The organism is Rhodococcus sp. (in: high G+C Gram-positive bacteria) (assembly GCF_049286785.1).
GTDB lineage: Bacteria > Actinomycetota > Actinomycetes > Mycobacteriales > Mycobacteriaceae > Rhodococcus_F.
Window position 1 is genome coordinate 1 of sequence record NZ_JBAQEO010000502.1, and the last position, 15,541, is coordinate 15,541.

At 64.2% G+C, this 15,541-nt stretch carries 13 protein-coding genes and 2 pseudogenes; 7 read left to right on the plus strand and 8 right to left on the minus strand.

The genetic code is table 11. The annotated features are described in order from the left end of the window. Positions 1–125 precede the first annotated feature (125 nt). On the minus strand, positions 126–428 hold the full coding sequence (locus WAW17_RS18145) for a hypothetical protein (protein ID WP_422334326.1): 303 nt from the start codon (positions 426–428) through the stop codon (positions 126–128). A gap of 134 nt (positions 429–562) precedes the next feature. Here WAW17_RS18145 and WAW17_RS18150 point away from each other — a divergent pair, with 134 nt between their 5' ends. From WAW17_RS18150 to WAW17_RS18170, 5 genes are all read left to right on the plus strand, one after another. Continuing rightward, on the plus strand, positions 563–1,243 hold the full coding sequence (locus WAW17_RS18150) for a response regulator transcription factor (protein ID WP_422334327.1): 681 nt from the start codon (positions 563–565) through the stop codon (positions 1,241–1,243). Then, positions 1,240–2,697 (plus strand): ATP-binding protein, encoded by a 1,458-nt coding sequence (locus WAW17_RS18155; protein ID WP_422334328.1) that lies wholly within the window; start codon positions 1,240–1,242, stop codon positions 2,695–2,697. The genes WAW17_RS18150 and WAW17_RS18155 overlap by 4 nt, the downstream gene beginning before the upstream one ends. A gap of 4 nt (positions 2,698–2,701) precedes the next feature. Continuing rightward, on the plus strand, positions 2,702–3,316 hold the full coding sequence (locus tag WAW17_RS18160; protein ID WP_422334329.1) for a phosphatase PAP2 family protein: 615 nt from the start codon (positions 2,702–2,704) through the stop codon (positions 3,314–3,316). Positions 3,317–3,399: 83 nt separating this feature from the next. After that, entirely contained in the window at positions 3,400–4,560 is a 1,161-nt protein-coding gene (locus WAW17_RS18165; protein WP_422334330.1) for an Ig-like domain-containing protein, read from the plus strand. Positions 4,561–4,716: 156 nt separating this feature from the next. After that, the gene (locus WAW17_RS18170; protein WP_422334331.1) at positions 4,717–5,160 is read left to right on the plus strand and encodes an SPW repeat protein; all 444 of its coding nucleotides are present in this window, start codon (positions 4,717–4,719) and stop codon (positions 5,158–5,160) included. 760 nt (positions 5,161–5,920) lie between these two features. On the opposite strand, the gene WAW17_RS18175 is transcribed toward WAW17_RS18170, so the two are convergent. From WAW17_RS18175 to WAW17_RS18205, 7 genes and pseudogenes are all read right to left on the minus strand, one after another. Next, the gene (locus WAW17_RS18175) at positions 5,921–6,838 is read right to left on the minus strand and encodes a dioxygenase (protein ID WP_422334332.1); all 918 of its coding nucleotides are present in this window, start codon (positions 6,836–6,838) and stop codon (positions 5,921–5,923) included. A gap of 31 nt (positions 6,839–6,869) precedes the next feature. Then, complete coding sequence (locus tag WAW17_RS18180) at positions 6,870–7,949, minus strand: maleylacetate reductase (RefSeq protein ID WP_422334333.1); 1,080 nt, start codon at positions 7,947–7,949, stop codon at positions 6,870–6,872. After that, positions 7,946–9,748 (minus strand): FAD-dependent oxidoreductase, encoded by a 1,803-nt coding sequence (locus WAW17_RS18185; protein ID WP_422334334.1) that lies wholly within the window; start codon positions 9,746–9,748, stop codon positions 7,946–7,948. The genes WAW17_RS18180 and WAW17_RS18185 overlap by 4 nt, the downstream gene beginning before the upstream one ends. Positions 9,749–9,804: 56 nt before the next feature. Then, positions 9,805–9,924: pseudogene (locus WAW17_RS18190) on the minus strand (nitronate monooxygenase); the annotation flags it as partial. Between the two features lie 39 nt (positions 9,925–9,963). After that, positions 9,964–10,416, minus strand: a complete 453-nt coding sequence (locus tag WAW17_RS18195; protein ID WP_422334335.1) for a MaoC family dehydratase — start codon at positions 10,414–10,416, stop codon at positions 9,964–9,966. Positions 10,417–10,429: 13 nt separating this feature from the next. Continuing rightward, positions 10,430–12,049 carry a class I adenylate-forming enzyme family protein gene (locus WAW17_RS18200; protein ID WP_422334336.1) on the minus strand — a complete coding sequence of 540 codons (1,620 nt, stop codon included), beginning with the start codon at positions 12,047–12,049 and terminating at the stop codon, positions 10,430–10,432. Between the two features lie 28 nt (positions 12,050–12,077). Then, the gene (locus WAW17_RS18205) at positions 12,078–13,295 is read right to left on the minus strand and encodes an FAD-dependent monooxygenase (RefSeq protein ID WP_422334337.1); all 1,218 of its coding nucleotides are present in this window, start codon (positions 13,293–13,295) and stop codon (positions 12,078–12,080) included. An 82-nt stretch (positions 13,296–13,377) separates the two neighbouring features. Here WAW17_RS18205 and WAW17_RS18210 point away from each other — a divergent pair, with 82 nt between their 5' ends. Next, entirely contained in the window at positions 13,378–15,006 is a 1,629-nt protein-coding gene (locus tag WAW17_RS18210; protein WP_422334338.1) for a helix-turn-helix domain-containing protein, read from the plus strand. A 232-nt stretch (positions 15,007–15,238) separates the two neighbouring features. Further along, a pseudogene (locus tag WAW17_RS18215) lies at positions 15,239–15,541 on the plus strand (MFS transporter); the annotation flags it as partial.

Sequence of the window (15,541 nt, forward strand, 5' to 3'; positions counted from 1 at the left end):
CCCCCGCGAAGCGACCGGGGGCATTGGCAGCCATGGCGGTCACGATGGCGAGCACGGCGCCGCCTGAGAGGACCGAGGCGGTGATCTTGGACCGATGCGCCGGCGATCGCCGCGGCCGGCGCGGGTCAGTCGTCGGGTTCATGCTCGGTCCTGTCCGGCGCCTCGTGGTCCTCGCCCGACGGCGGTTCGTGTTCGCGCGTCGGTACCGCCGTGCGGGTCGGCGTCGGCGTCGCGGTCGCTGCCGTGCTCGGGGCGGGGATGGTCGGCGGCGCCCCGCGAGTGGGACTGCTGGGGATGAGCACCTCGTCGGCGCGTCCGATGTCGCTGTTCGAGGAGGTGTTCAGGATCCGGGTGTTGACGGCGAGGGCGGCTGTTCCGATCGCCAGTATGAAGAGCACGGCCACAGCCACCACCACTTTCGATCTCATGACTTCACCGTAGGGACGGATCGGAGAGGGATGGTCCCGGAAAGATCCAAGATTCGTCCAAGATCACTCCAGGGTTTGTCCCCGGGCGGGTGTCGGATCGACGCCTGGCTCGGTTCGAGCCGATAATTCGGGGTGTGCAGGTGCTTGTGGTCGAAGATGACGAATCCGTCGCCGCCGGGGTGTGCGACGGGTTGACTCGTGCGGGGTTCGATGCCCGGCGGGTGGCTACCGGCGCCGATGCCATCGCTGCGGTGTCCGAGTCGGGCCCGGAGTTCGTCCTGCTCGATCTGGGGCTGCCGGACATGGACGGCACCGATGTCTGTCGCAGCATCCGCGCCCGGTCACAGATCCCGATCATCGTGCTCAGCGCCCGCGCGGAGGAGATCGACCGGGTCCTGGCATTGGAGATGGGTGCCGACGATTACGTGGTCAAACCGTTCGGCATGCGCGAACTCGTCGCCCGCATCCGCGCCGTCGGACGGCGGGTCGGCGCACCCGAGGAGTCAGGGCAGCGGCACTCCGGCATCCGCATGATCGGGGGCCTGACCCTCGACCGCCGCACTCGGCGGGTGCACCTGGGGGAGCGGGAGATACACCTGACGCCGAAGGAATTCGATCTGCTCTGCTATCTGTCCGAGGATCCCGGTGCGGTGTACCGGCGATCGGAAATCCAGCACCAGGTGTGGGGTGCCAACTGGTACGGCACCACGAAGACCGTCGATGCCCATGTGGCCGCCATCCGCAAGAAGCTCGGCGACCCCGGCTGGATCGAAGCGGTCCGCGGGGTCGGCTTCCGGCTCGGGGTTCGTCCGTGAGATGGCAGTTGATGGCCGCGTTCATGGCCGTCACCTTCGTTGTGGTGTTGGTTCAGGATGTCCCGCTCGGCAACTACCTGATGCAGGTCGAACGCGAACAGATCACCACCTCCCTCGAGCGGGACGCGTTCTTGCTCGCCGGCCGCAGCGAGGACACACTCCAAGCCGGGACCGGGATCGATCCGGCACTGGCCGCCGACACGCGGCGCTATCACCGTGCCAGCGGTGCCCGGGTGGTGATCGTCGACGGCGACGGCACCGCCGTGGTGACCTCCGACGACGACCAGTCCAGCGCGGGCGCCTCCTACCTGTCCCGCCCGGAGATCAGTGCGGCACTGTCGGGGCAGATCACCTCGGGCCAACGCCGGTCGGACAGTGTGGGCACGGACCTGCTGTATGTGACGGTGCCGGTTCTCAGCGGCGAGAGCGTCGTCGGCGCTGTGCGGCTGACCTACCCGGCCCAGGTGGTGACCGACCAGGTCCACCGGCAACTACGCATGCTCTGGCTCGTCGCAGGCATTACCGTGCTGCTGGCCGGAATCGTGGCCTTCCTCATCGCCGGCACCGTCACCCGCCGTTTGCAGCAGCTGCGCCGCACCACCGAACAACTCGCCGAAGGCGACCTGGCGGCACGCACCCCCGAGCACACCGGGGCACCGGAGATCCGCAGCCTGGCTCACTCGTTCAACCGGATGGCGGACCGGCTCGAGTACCTACTGCGCCAGCAACGCGCGTTCGCCGGCGACGCCTCTCACCAGCTGCGGACCCCGTTGACCGCCCTGCGCTTGCGCCTCGACAGCGCAGCCGACCTCGTCGAATCCGATCCCGATGCTGCCCGCACCACCCTCGACTCGGCCCAGGACGAGGCGTTGCGGCTGCAGCACATCATCGATGCGCTGCTGGTGCTCAGCCGCGCCGACGACGCCGGCACCGCGCCTGCGCAGATCGACCTGGCCGAGATCGCGCGCGTACGCGTCGAACAATGGGAACCGCTCGCCGACGAATCCGACATCCGGATCACCGTGACAGCACCGACTGCGGCGCCGGCGCTCGCCGTGCCCGGCGCCGCCGAGCAGATCATCGACAACCTCGTCGACAACGCACTGGCCGTGTCCGTTCCAGGCTCCACCATCGAGGTCATCGTCGCCCCGGTCGCCACCGCCGACGTCGTCGACTTACACGTTCTGGACCAGGGCCCCGGCCTGTCCCCGCAGGACCGCATCCGGGCCTTCGATCGGTTCTGGCGTGCCCGCACCGACACCGACGGCAGCGGACTGGGCCTGGCCATCGTCGCGCAACTTGCCCGCGCCAGCGGAGCCACCGCCGAGCTACTGCCCCGCACCCCGAACGGGGGCCTCGACGCCCATGTCCGGTTTCGTGCGCCGCGTGCCGATAGCGGTTACCGGCAGACCGATCCCACCCGCGGACAGTCCCCACCACCAATGAAACAGTGACGACATGATCGAACGCATAGCAACTGTCAACGAGTCGCAGCTCGATGGCACCGTATACACCGACGTGGTCACGTTCGCCCAGAACACACATTGGCTCAACGCCCCGATGGTCGACTACTCCAGCTTCGGGATGGCGCTGTTCGCCGTGTTCATTCTCATCGCGTGGCGGACCGCCCGACGCGGCGGCCCGGCGGCGATGGCGGCCGCCATCGCTGTGCCGATCGCCGCGGTCGCCGCGTACCTGGTCAACGACGGCATCAAATGGGTGGTCACGGAACAGCGCCCCTGCTACCTGTTTCCGAATTCGTTCCTGCTCGAGGCATGCCCACCGGCCGCCGACTACAGCTTCCCCAGCAATCACTCCGCTGTCGCCGCAGCGATGGCTGTCGCCCTGTTCCTGATCGATCGGCGACTCGGACTGTTCGCTGCCGCCGCCGCCGTGGTCATGGGATTCTCCCGTGTCTATGTCGGCGCCCACTACCCGCACGACGTGCTCGTCGGACTTCTCGTCGGTACCGTTGTCGGAGTCGCCACCGTAGCGGCGGTCGGTAGATATGGGACCCCACTGGTGGAGAAACTCGCAAGTGGACGCCTACGCCCCCTCCTGGCCGCGCGCTGACCACCGCGCAGGTGCGCGGCACCGTGGACCTCGGGAACTGAAGGGATGCATTCGTGATCCAGAACAGACGATCAATCGCTGCAATGACACTGGTGGCGGTTGCTGTCCTGGCGTCCGGTTGCACCATCCGAGGGGGCGGCAAGTCCGCGTCCGAGCAGCCTCCCGAGGCGCCGCCCGCGTCTATCGCGGTTCCCGTCGCGAACGGCGCGCCGATCAATCCCACCGTGCCGATCGCGGTCACCGCGACGGGCGGAACGTTGACCACCGTGACCGTCACCAACCCTGCCGAGGAGAACAAGGCGGTCACCGGGGCCCTCGCACCCGACAGTGCGACGTGGACGAGCACCGAGCCGCTGGGCTACGGATCGACCTACACCGTTGTGGCCGACGCCGTGAACATCGAGGGCAAGCACGTCGAGCGGACCTTCACTGTCACTACCCTCGAGCCCGTGTCCACGGCGTACGCGAACGTCGTGCCGGCCCCCGAGGTGGTCGCCGACACCGGTATCGGGGTGGGCCAGCCGATGGTGTTCCAGTTCACGGCGCCGGTGGTGAACAAGGCGGAGGTGCAGCAGCGGCTGCACGTGACGACGACACCGCCCCAGCCCGGGGCCTGGTACTGGACCGATGATCAGAACGTGCACTATCGGGCGGCGCAGTACTGGCAGCCGGGGACGAAGATTCACATCGACGCGGACGTGTACGGCCTGGATCTGGGGGGCGGGGTCTTCGGCGCCGAGAACAGTTCTGCCGACTACACCGTGCACGACTCCTGGGTCGCCAGGGCCGACGGGAGCACCGAGGTGCTGACCGTTTTCCACAACGGCGTCCAGGGGAACTCGATGCCGATGAGCCTGGGTTCTCCCGGGCATCCGTCGCATGAGGGTCCGCACGTGATCTCCGACAAGCAGCCGAGCATCATCATGGACTCGTGCACCTACGGAGTCTGCGCGGGCAGCCCCGACTACTACCGGGAAAAGGTCGACCTCGATCTGCGGATCTCGAATGACGGCGAGTTCGTCCACTCCGCCCCGTGGTCGGTGGGTGATCAGGGCAACAGCAACGTCTCGCATGGGTGCGTGAACCTGGCACCCGCAAATGCCCAGTGGGTGTTCGACAATTTCGGCATCGGCGATGTCGTCGAGATCACCAACTCCGGCGGACCGCCCCTTCCGGTGTGGGACACCTACGGAGACTGGGAGGTCCCGTGGCCGCAGTGGCAGGCAGGCAACGCGAACGGCTGATCACGCTGCCCTCGGCGCACCAGGGCGCGTAGAGATCCGTGGGGACTGGTCGGTAACGGGAAATTGTAAAAATTACCTGGTCATCACTGGTTTGCCGTACCGAATTCGGGGGCACGCCCGTCGGTAGGAATTGGTTCTCATTCAAGGAGGTGGGTGATGACGACACCAGGTATGTCGATGGCGACACACCCTGATATCGCCGAGATGCGCGCTCGCTACGACCGAGTCTCGGAACGGCCGATGACGCAGGTCACCGAGGGCCTGATGTTCATGGCGGGCCTTTATCTGGCGGCCTCGCCATGGATTGTCGGGTTCGCCAGCCAGTCGGGCCTGGCGATCTGCAATCTGTTGTCGGGTCTTGCGGTGGCACTGCTTGCGGTCGGTTTCACGTCGGCCTACTCCCGCACGCACGGCATGGCGTTCGTCGCGCCGCTGCTGGGTCTGTGGATGATCGTGAGCCCGTGGCTGGTCGATGGAGTAACCACCACAGCAGGCATGATCTGGTCGAACGTGGTCTGCGGCATCGTCGTATGCCTGCTGGGTCTCGGCATCACCGCCATGGGAATGGCGGATGGCGGCATGAGGATGAGGAGGAGGTAGTCACGGCGCATGCCCTCATGGGGATGGGGCACGCGCCGGGAAGCGCCCGCCGATCCGGTGGGCGCTTCATTGAGTTCGCCTATTAGTACTTTGTTAAGTGCGCGGCGTCGACGTAGCCGATGCCCCGTTCGGTCAGTTCGAGTCGGAACCCGGTGCAGTCCCCGTAGCCGGCGTCGGGGACGGGTCGTGCAGGTACACGAATGCCGTGACTTGGGAAATGGGTTAGGACGCGTTCGTTCGCCGGTGGTGCGGATACGCGCTCGCTAAACTGCGTATCTCTTCTTGGTCGCAGTTCGATTCGGGAATGACCTGCCACAGACGCTCGATGAACCGGCGCGTTGTCATTCCGAAGTGTGCAAGGATCTCCTCCTCGGCAGCGCCCCCGTATGGTGCCCACATGCCGGCGAACTCGATGAGGAGCTCCGCCTCCCTGTCAGGATGTTTGCGCTCGCGGTTGACTTCGGTCCAAGCGGCGTGACGCCTCTGGCTCCATCGGCGATACTCTCGAGAGTTCATGGTATTCAACACATCTAATCGGGCCCGAGGGGCCATCGGAGTTGCGATTGTCCTCGCTGCAGCGAGATATCTGCGGGAGTGCCGGTTGTTCCGAGCAGCGCGGCAGGACGCTCGGTCCGCCGGGGGAAGATCTCGAATACCGACGTGCAAAGAAGGTCGTCACCGAAGCGAAGCGAACTGCGGAACGGTCACCGATCGTGGGGTGCGGTTGGCGAAGGTCAGGGACGTGAAGCTCGCATGGTCATCACCCCCCACTTCTGGCGGGTGCGAGCCTGATGTCGAAGCGGGTGCGCGCCCAGGTCCGGTCGCCGAGGTCGCGATTGTTCGGCGTGGGGGTGCCGGCGGGCTGTTCCTCGAAGCGCTTGATGAGCGATTCCTTGACTCCGAAGACGGAGTCGCCGATCTCGAGCTGGGGATCGCCCTCGACGAAGATGTGGGTGACCAGGGTCCGCAGCCCGCTGGCGGTGACCATGAAGTGTAGATGCGCGGCGCGGACTGGCGAGCGTCCAACGGCTGTGAGCATCTTGCCGACGGGCCCGTCGTGCGGTATCGGGTAAGGGACGGGTGTCAGGCCCCAAAAGCTGTACTTCCCGTCCTCGTCCGCGAAAAGGTGTGCCCGTCCCGCCACTCTGCCGTCGCTGTACTGGACGTCGTAGAAGCCGTCCTCGTCGCATTCCCACACTTCGATGCGGGCGCCCGGGACAGAATTCCCGTCGGTGTCGGTGACAGTGCCCTCGATCCAGCAGGGCTGTCCGGCAGCGCTGCCAGCGATGTCGCCGCCCTGGGGGATCTGCGGGGCGTCCTCGGTGAAGAACGGGCCGAACACCGTTGCCTCGGTCGCATTCTCGTTTGCCTCGTTGTTGACGGCGATGGTCTGCATGGAAGCGCCTAGGACGTCGGAAAGCAGGATGAATTCCTGACGGTTGTCGTCGGTGATGTGCCCGGCGGCGGTGAGAAACTCGATGGCGGCATTCCATTCGTCCTCCGTCAGGCGGACTTCGCGGATGAAGGCGTGCAGGTGCTGAACGAGCGACTGCATCAGGTGCTTCAGCCGAGGGTTGGTCGTACTCTCGAAGGACTCCAGCACGCGGTGCAGGACATCCTCCTCGACTGCGCGCTGTTGGGCGGAAACGGACGGGGTGTCTTGTTCGGTTGTTGTCATGTCGGAAGTCCTTGATATCAGTCGACAGGAATCACAGGTGTTCGGGCGGAGCGCCGGTCCAGGCGGCACGGAGCAGTTCCACGAGGCTTTGCCGACACACTGTCCTCGGGTTGGACGGTGGAACAGCGGGCAAGATCAAATCTGCTGCCTGGAGGATGTGTTCCCTGGCGAATCCGTAGTCCTTCAATGCCCGTGGCGCGTCCAGTGTGGTGTAGAGGTCGCTCAATCCCCGCACAGCATCGTCGGCGCCCAGCGCTTGCGCGATCCGGCGGGAGGCGTCAGGGGCGTAGGGGGCGTTGAATGCGAGCACGTAGGGCAGGACGGTGGCGTGGGTTTGGGCGTGGGGCAGGTCGTACGCGCCGCCGAGGACGTGGCAAATTTTGTGGTGCAGACCCGATCCGGCGGAGGCGAACGCCACCGCCGCTAGATAGGCGCCGTAGAGAGTCTGCTCGCGTCCGTCGAGACCCTGCGCGAGACCCTGCGGATCGGCCACTGCCGTCGGCAGCCCGGTGGCAATGGCCCGAATCCCTTCGGCCGCCAGAGCGGCGTTGATCGGATCGGCGCGCGGGCCCCACATCGAATCCACGCAGTGCGCCAACCCGTTCAACCCTGATGCGACGGATAGTCCCACAGGAAGGGACAAGGTTAGTTCCACGTCATAGATCACAGTGGCCGGCAGTACCCGGTCGTCGACGCCCGTGGTTTTGCGGGAGTTCTCGGTCAGACCCCACACGTTCGTGGCCTCGGAACCGGCGTAGGTGGTAGGCAACGCGATGATCGGAATCCCCGTGGTCAGTGCGATAGCCTTGGTCAGGCCCGTAGTCGAGCCGCCTCCGACGCTGACCAGCAGGTCGATTCCTGCCTCGGTCGCGGCAGTTCGGGCGGCGACGGCTTTTTCGATGGGCACATGCATGACGACGTCGTCATGCCACAGCGCCACGTCGATCCCGGTCACGATTGTCCGGGCCCGCTCCATATCGGATTGAGCCGCGATTACCATCACTCGGGTTGCACCCAGTCTGGCCACTTCCGCAGTCAGGTGCCGGGATGCCTGCCCCGCACCGAAAAGCACACGCTGTCGCAATGTTTCGTGCTCGAAAACGGTGCTCACAATCCAGCGTCCCGTCCCAGGATCGAGGCCAAGGCGCTGAGTAGCGCGGCCTCCGGATCGGCAGGCAAGCGCTGAATGCGCCATCCGACGTGCTTATCGGGCCGAACCAGTACAGCTCCGTCTTCGGCGATCCCGCGGAGGCGGGCCCAGTCGAAATAGAGGTCGGTGACCGGACAGCCGGGACCGATCACGACGGCCTTGACCGTGACTCCGATTTGGTCGCTGATCTTTTGCGCGGCGGTGTCCCATTCTTGCCCGGTGATTCCGGTGAAGAGTGTGAACTGCCCGTAGGCGGCGAGGTCGTGCGTGGAGATCTTCTGCTTCCAGTCGCCGACCCAGGCGTGCGGTAGGCGGACACCCGGGTGTGTCGACGGTTCGTAGTAGAGCTCCGGGTCCCGTTTCGGTGTAGGGCGTGCGGTGGCGTCCGAGACGATCGCGCTGGATTGGTAGTACTGACCCAACTCGACACCATGGGCGTTGAACTCGTAGTTCTTCAGTTCCATGGCCTCTTGGACGGCGATCCGCTTCGCGACACCTTCCGCGGTGTTGTCCTTGCGGGACTCGATTGCCGCCTGCATCTGATCTTCGGTCGTCGCCTCGGTGAGGCCGAGTGCTTCGAAGAGTGTGACGAACTCGCGACTCGACTGGTTGGCGCGGGTGACGATCTGTTTTGCTACCGGAGCGCGTTCAACCGTATAGGTGTCCAGCAATGTTGGTGCGGCGTGGCCTTTCAGTACTGCCGCGATTTTCCATGCCAGATTATAGGAGTCCTGGATGGAGGTGTTCGAGCCCAACCCGTTGCTCGGCGGGTGCCTGTGGACCGCGTCACCGGCGCAGAACACGCGGCCGGACTGCAGGTGTGTCGCGTACTGTTCATTGTTGCCCCACAACGAGATACCGGTGATATCGGCATCCAGATCTGGCACACCGAGCAGATTGCGCACCACCTGCAGGGCATCCTCTTCTGTGACCTCCGGGGTGCCCTGGGTGATGTCGAAACCCCACACGATCAGCCACTCGTTCCACGGCCGGACCATCCGCACCAGGCCTGCGCCGATGCCGCCGACGTTTGAGCCAGGTTGAATTACCCAGTACAACACCGACGGTCGGTGGCCGACGAGTTCGGCGATATCTGCTGTGAAGGTGATGTTCATCGAGCCCGCGATGTCCATCTGTCCTTCGTACGGCAGGGCAATGTCCGCGGCGACCTTCGAGCGGGCACCATCTGCACCGATCAGGTATTTCGCTCGGATTGTGTACTCGGTTCCGGTCAATCGGTTGAGTACCTGCACATTCACCCCATCTGCGTCCTGGGTGTGTGAGAGGTACTCGGTGGAGAACTGAGCTTGTGTGCCGCGGACGGTGGCGTTGCGAACCAGGATCGGTTCGAGATACGTCTGTGGGATATCGCAGTTCAGAGACGGCGACGCAAGCTCGTAGTCGGCGTGCCGGGCAGGATGATTTCCCCACGTGAGGATGCGGCCGATCTCTTCACCCGCGATCGAGGTACAGAAAACTGTGTCGCCGATCATGTGGTGCGGTGTGGCCTCGGCGAGCACCTGCTCCTCGATGCCGACGTCCCGGAAGATCTCCATGGTGCGTTGATTGGTGATGTGCGCGCGAGGGGTGTTCGCCGTCCACCGGTACTTGGTGATCATGATGTTGGAAACGCCCAGAGTGGACAGGAAGAGGGCGGCCGAGGCGCCGGCTGGGCCGGAGCCGACAATCAGCACGTCGGTCTCGACGACCTGGGTGCGAGGGATCTCGGTCTCGGCAACTCCGTCGTTGAAGACAACCATCAGTGGGTACCTTTCTGTTCGAGGCCGTGGGGTATGGTCCGGAATCGCCAGCAGCCCCCGAGCGCCCCGGCATTGGCAACCGCCGCAATGAGGTTCGCTGTTCCGACCCCGGTCATGCCGCCGCACACGATCGGATGTTCGACATCGAAGTCGGCGGTGAAGGCCGTTGGTAACACGTCTCCTCGTTTCGTTGTATGGCAAGGAACCCGTGGGCGTCAGTCGTAGTAGCGGATGATCGCCTCTGCCACGCAGGCCGGCTTCTCCGATCCATCGATTTCGATGACGCACCGATACCGTGCGTTGATGCCGCCCTCGATGGTGTCTGTCCCGGTCAGGGTCAGGTTGAGGCGAACCTTCGAACCGACAGGGACGGCGGCGGGAAACCGCACCTTGTCGAGGCCATAGTTCAGTCCCAACGAGCAAAAGGACGTATCGATGGTTTCCTGGATCAGGCCGCCGATCAGTGCGAGTGAGTAATAGCCGTGTGCGATAGTCGCGCCGAACGGGGAGGACGCGGCCCGCTCCGGATCGCAATGCACCCAGTTCAGGTCGTGGGTGGACCGACCGAATTCATTGATGACATCCTGGGTCACCTCGATCCACGGGCTGTTGCCAAGGTGTTCACCGGCGCGGCACGCGAGCTCAGCGGTGTTCTCGATAACAAGCATAGAAAGGCCTTCCTCAGTTCTCGGTGCTGTTCAGTAGAGTCAGGACGAGTTCGCGACACTTGACGCGGTTGTGTTTCCCATTGGCCAGCAAGGGGATCTCGACAGTGCGGAAGAAGTTCTTGGGAATCTTGTAGTTCGGCAAGCTGGCTCCGAGATGCTGCCGTAGGTCGCGATCGCTGACGGGGTGGTCCACCCGGGTGACGACGAGGGCGTGCGCCGCCTCACCGAAGTTGGGATCCGGGACGCCGACGACGATCACATCACGCACATCGGGATGGCCGGCGATCACGGTTTCTATCTCCATCGGCGACAAGTTGTAGCCACCCGATCGGATAAGCAGCTTCGATCTGCCGGTGAGGTGAAGATTTCCGTCGGTGTCGATTCGTCCCAGATCGCCGGTGTGCAGCCAACCCTCGTCGTCGATTGCTTCTGCGGTGGCCTCCGCCATGCCGTAGTAGCCAACCATCATCGCCGGTCGGCGAACTAGAATCTCGCCCACCTCTCCGTCCTCGGCGAGGACGCGAAGTTCGACGTCGTCCAGAGGTCTGCCGACGGATTCGATCAGTGTCGACAAGTTGTCACCGACGGCGGTCATCGTGATCGAGCCGACTTCACTCATTCCGTAGGAACTGCCGACTTCGGGAACCCGGGAGGCGATCTTCTCGGCCACCCGCCGGGAGAACGGTCCGGCCCACCACAGACGCTGCAGACTGGACAGGTCGGCCGACTCGAACTCCGGAAGGGCGACGATTCGGTTGAGCATCGTGGGAATTACCCCTTGCCAGAGGGTGACTCGCTCCTTCTCGATAGCGGTGAGCACCGCACGCGCGTCGAACCGTGGCAGCTGGACGAGTGCACCGCCGGTGAGGAACGCAGTGGTCATTTCGTTTCCCTGGCCTCCGACATGGTCGATCGGCATGACAGACAGTATGCGAGGAGCAACGATCGGGCGGTTGCGGACGAGTGCGTGGAAGGAGAGCAAGCCACGTTGACTCAAGACCGCGCCCTTCGGCTTCCCTGTGGTGCCCGAGGTGTACACGATCGACAACGGCATTCCGGCCGGCACCGGAGACTGGTCCAAGGTGGCTTCTTCGCGGTCGATTGGCCCCCGCAGGAAGTCGTCGAACTCCGGGGCGAGCCCGTCGGCACGGAGACTGCCGAGAATGATAGGAGGCTGGGCACCGTGCCGTGCCGCGACCAGGGCGGCCATGTCGTCATATCGGCGGCCCTCGAACTCGCGAACCGAGAACACCACCTTCGGACGTGCATCGGAAAACACGTAGTCGAGTTCTGGCTCCTGTGCACGGGTTCCGAGGGCGACAAACACCGCCCCGAGCCGCGCGCACGCCAGAAACAAGGCGACAACTTCAGGCCGGGGATAGGAAAGCACGGCGATACGATCACCCTTGACGACCCTCCGAGAGGTTAGGGCGTTGCACGTCAGGTTCACGATCCGCCCGAGTTCTCGGTAGGTGATCCTGTTGTCGCCGTGAATGATCGCGTCCGCATCCGGCGTGGCTGACAGATACGTGGAGAAGACCTCCCACAGATTCGGATCGTTGTCGAGAACTCCGAGTGGATCGACAGCGTGCGGGGGGCGTGGTTGCGTGGTGGGGAAAGTGCTATTGGACATCGTCTCGTCCTCGCGGGTCGGAGAGTTACTAGAATCGAGTGCTGGCCGAGAATCGGTCCTTGGTGCCGGACGTGACTCGGCCGTCCAGCCAACGTCCGGGTTTCTCCCAGTAGCGGGCGGCGTACGCGGCAACTCGCTGTGTGATCTGGTTCTTCATCCCGATGGCTTCCATCTGCTCGAGAGCCTGCCCCGCGGCCGCGGCGTTGAAGTGGCCCGCCGCACGTCGGGTGTCCGCTGCACGCTGGAGGGTTCGCCGTGCGGCGGCATCGCCGCCGTGGGCGATGGCGTCGGCGATGGCCTCGGCGGCGGCCACGGCATCGGGGATGCCCGAGTTCAATCCACGTCCGCCGCCGAACGGAGCGAACAGATGCGCTGCCTCGCCGGCGAGCATGATGCGATTGTGCGGGTCGACGAAGCTGCCGGCTACGGCCTGATTGAAGCGGTAGCTCGAGATCCAGTCGATCCGATCGCGGTAGCGCGGACCGATCACTGCGCTCACCCACCGCTGTACGCCGTCGAGAGCCTGCATCGCTTCGATGTCGTCACCGGGGCGGGTCTGCAGGTCGAGTCGCCATCCGTCCCGGAAGGGAACCATCAAGACGTTGCGTCCTCCCACCGCGGGGTGCTTGTAGTTGAACACCCGCGCCAATGGAAGCGGATCGTCTTCGGCTTCCTTGACGTCGACGATGATGAATGTCGAGTCCGATCGCGGGCCGGACATCTCGATGTTCAGAGAGTTTCGTACCGCCGATCGTGCTCCGTCTGCGGCGATGACGTAGTCGGTGTCGAGTCGGCGGCCGTCGACCGTAGTGATCACCACACCCGCTTCGGAGGACTCGACCTCGGACACTGCTGAATCCCAAAGGAATTCGACCCCTGCGGCTACCGCCGCGTCATACATCAGCTTCTCTTGTTCACGCTGGGATACGCCCGCGCCGAATGATCCGGGAGGAGCCGGGGGGAACGTTCTTTCGTATACGGTTCTTCCCTGGAAGGTGGTCCTGATCATCGGCCACGTCACGCCTGCCTTGGAGATACTCTGCCCGAGTCCGGGGGCGAGTTCGTCCAGCACATCGAGAGACTCCTGGTACAGATACGTCGCTCGGCTGCCGGGGCGCGAGCGCCCCTTTGGTTCGGCCTCCAGGACAAGGGCAGGAAGCCCTTTGGCCCGAAGGGCGAGAGCGGCGACGAGTCCGACCGGACCAGCTCCCACGACGAGGACAGAGGACGAAAACGAGGCTTTCATGCCCCTAACTGTGACTTAGGTAATGACAATGGTGAACGTGTGATTCGTACGAAGATGTCCGTAATCGCTGTAGGGTTGATACATGATTGAACGCGCGGCCGTCATCGCGGATGTCGCCGAGACGATGCGGGACCTGTTCACCTCCAAGGATCCCGACGAGGCAATCGACCGCGGATTGCGGGCTGCGCGATCCCTCCTCGATGTCGACATCGCTGCGTGGATGTCCGTCGAGGAGAACATGCTGGTATCGCGGGCCCAATCGGGCATGGCGCGTCCCGAGGGCGCCGCGGGTCTCCGGATCCCCGTCGCGTCCGCACTGGGGGCGGGGGCCGTCGTCGAGGACCTGCCACTGATTGTTGAGGATGTGTCAGCCTCGTCATCGTTCGGTAGCGCCGACTCTGCGGCGGTCGTCGCCAGGGAAGGGATCGCCAGCATGGTCGCGGTCCCGGTCAAGGCGCGCGACGAGGTGAGCGGCGTGCTGTACGTCTTCAGCCGTTCCCGGCGGAAGTTCACCGAGTACGAGATTCGGGCAGTGCAGGCTATCGCGACGCTGGTGAGCGTGATCGAACCTCAACTCGTCGAGCACGGCAGACTCGGAGAAGCGCTCGACGCCGCTCGAGCACGGGAATACACAGCAACACGCGAAGACTGTGCGGTACGACTACTCGTCGACCAACTACTCGATGGCGTTGACCTCGATGTCGCACTGGCCGAGGCCGCGGCATATCTCGGCGTGAGTCTGTCCCTGCAACGCACCAAGTTCGGTGCAGCCGATACTCCGTCGTACCTTCGGCCCGGAACCCTGCCGGCCATTGAGGTTCCCATCCCCGGAACCGATGGTGCTCATCTTCGCGGTTCCGCGGCGGACGGCCTCAGTTCTGGCACGCTCCACCGCATCGCCGATATGATCGGGCTGGAGTTCTCCCGTCACCGAACACGCTTGGAGACCGAACTCAGGCTCACCGATGACTGGGTCAGGAACCTTCTCACCGCCGCCGACCATGAACTCGATGCGCTCTGGAAGCGGGCGTCTCTGGTCGGTATCGATGTTCAGACACCACGAATCGTCCTTGCCTTCGGACATGATCGACCCGTCGATCGCTCACTGCTCGACCGAATGGCGCACGGCGTTCGGGCGATGTCGCGCCACTCCCAGGTCACGGTGTATGACGGTGACGTCGTAGCGCTCGTGCCCGTGAGTGCGAAGATCGACGAACTCGGGTTCCGCAAGCTCGCGGAGGGTGTCGTCGAGGACTGCCGACCGGTCCCGCTGAGGGCGGGAGTCGGCGGTCTGGCTCAGGTGGCGGCTGACTATCCGATGGCGGTTCGGGAGGCGTTGTTCTCACTGCAGATCGCGCGTCGTGGCACCGCATCGGAGAAGGTAGTCGACGTGCGACAACTCGGCATGTACCGACTGTTCGCCCAGGTGGTCGACGCCAATGTTCTTCAGAAGGCGATCGAGGGCACCCTGGGTCCGCTGATGCGCACCGATCAATCCGACGGCGGCGATCTCCTCCACACACTTCGTGTGTTCCTCGAACACGATCGCAAATACGCCGAGAGTTCCCGCACCTTGCACGTTCACGTCAACACACTGCGGTATCGCATCGCGCGGGTCGAGAAGTTACTGTCCGCGGACCTCTCCGATCCGGATGTGCGCTTCTCGCTACTGCTTGCTCTTCGGGTCTCCCTGACACTCGGAGTGACGTAGACACCCTCGCACTGGCCGGGTGAACCATACAAAAGCGGATGCCTTCTCTGTATGAAAGAGCCCTTGATGTCGGATTGCATCACATTCACAGTTGCTTGTGGCTGCAGTCACTCGCATAACCAGGACGGTCGCTGCAGTCCCGGCTGCACTCGGGCGTGACCAATCGCGCCGCGCGGTCACTCGTACACCGCGTCGTGTGGTTCAAATCCTTCTGTATCAGTCTGGAGTAACAATGAGACCTGTCGAGGTCGAGGCCCTTACATCCGGCGACGAGAACGCTTGGCACAGGCGCCGCGTGATTCTGTCGAGCTTCTTGGGGAGCACGATCGAGTTTTACGATTTCCTGCTGTATGCCACGGCAGCATCGCTGGTGTTCGGGCCGGTGTTCTTCTCTGGTCTGGATCCGCTCGCGGGCACTGTTGCCTCATTGGGTACCTTCGCTGCCGGCTATGTGGCGCGGCCTCTTGGTGGTGTGGTCTTCGGTCACTTCGGCGACCGTCTCGGCCGCAAGAAGATGCTGATCCTGTCGATGACG

What these genes read in the sequence shown, in the direction of transcription:
- WAW17_RS18145 (WP_422334326.1), bottom strand. Translation starts at nt 428, where the DNA reads ATGAGATCGAAAGTGGTGGTGGCTGTGGCCGTGCTCTTCATACTGGCG.
- WAW17_RS18160 (WP_422334329.1), top strand. Translation starts at nt 2,702, where the DNA reads ATGATCGAACGCATAGCAACTGTCAACGAGTCGCAGCTCGATGGCACC.
- WAW17_RS18175 (WP_422334332.1), bottom strand. Translation starts at nt 6,838, where the DNA reads ATGACAACAACCGAACAAGACACCCCGTCCGTTTCCGCCCAACAGCGC.
- WAW17_RS18200 (WP_422334336.1), bottom strand. Translation starts at nt 12,049, where the DNA reads ATGTCCAATAGCACTTTCCCCACCACGCAACCACGCCCCCCGCACGCT.
- WAW17_RS18170 (WP_422334331.1), top strand. Translation starts at nt 4,717, where the DNA reads ATGACGACACCAGGTATGTCGATGGCGACACACCCTGATATCGCCGAG.
- WAW17_RS18205 (WP_422334337.1), bottom strand. Translation starts at nt 13,295, where the DNA reads ATGAAAGCCTCGTTTTCGTCCTCTGTCCTCGTCGTGGGAGCTGGTCCG.
- WAW17_RS18185 (WP_422334334.1), bottom strand. Translation starts at nt 9,748, where the DNA reads ATGGTTGTCTTCAACGACGGAGTTGCCGAGACCGAGATCCCTCGCACC.
- WAW17_RS18210 (WP_422334338.1), top strand. Translation starts at nt 13,378, where the DNA reads ATGATTGAACGCGCGGCCGTCATCGCGGATGTCGCCGAGACGATGCGG.
- WAW17_RS18165 (WP_422334330.1), top strand. Translation starts at nt 3,400, where the DNA reads ATGACACTGGTGGCGGTTGCTGTCCTGGCGTCCGGTTGCACCATCCGA.
- WAW17_RS18195 (WP_422334335.1), bottom strand. Translation starts at nt 10,416, where the DNA reads ATGCTTGTTATCGAGAACACCGCTGAGCTCGCGTGCCGCGCCGGTGAA.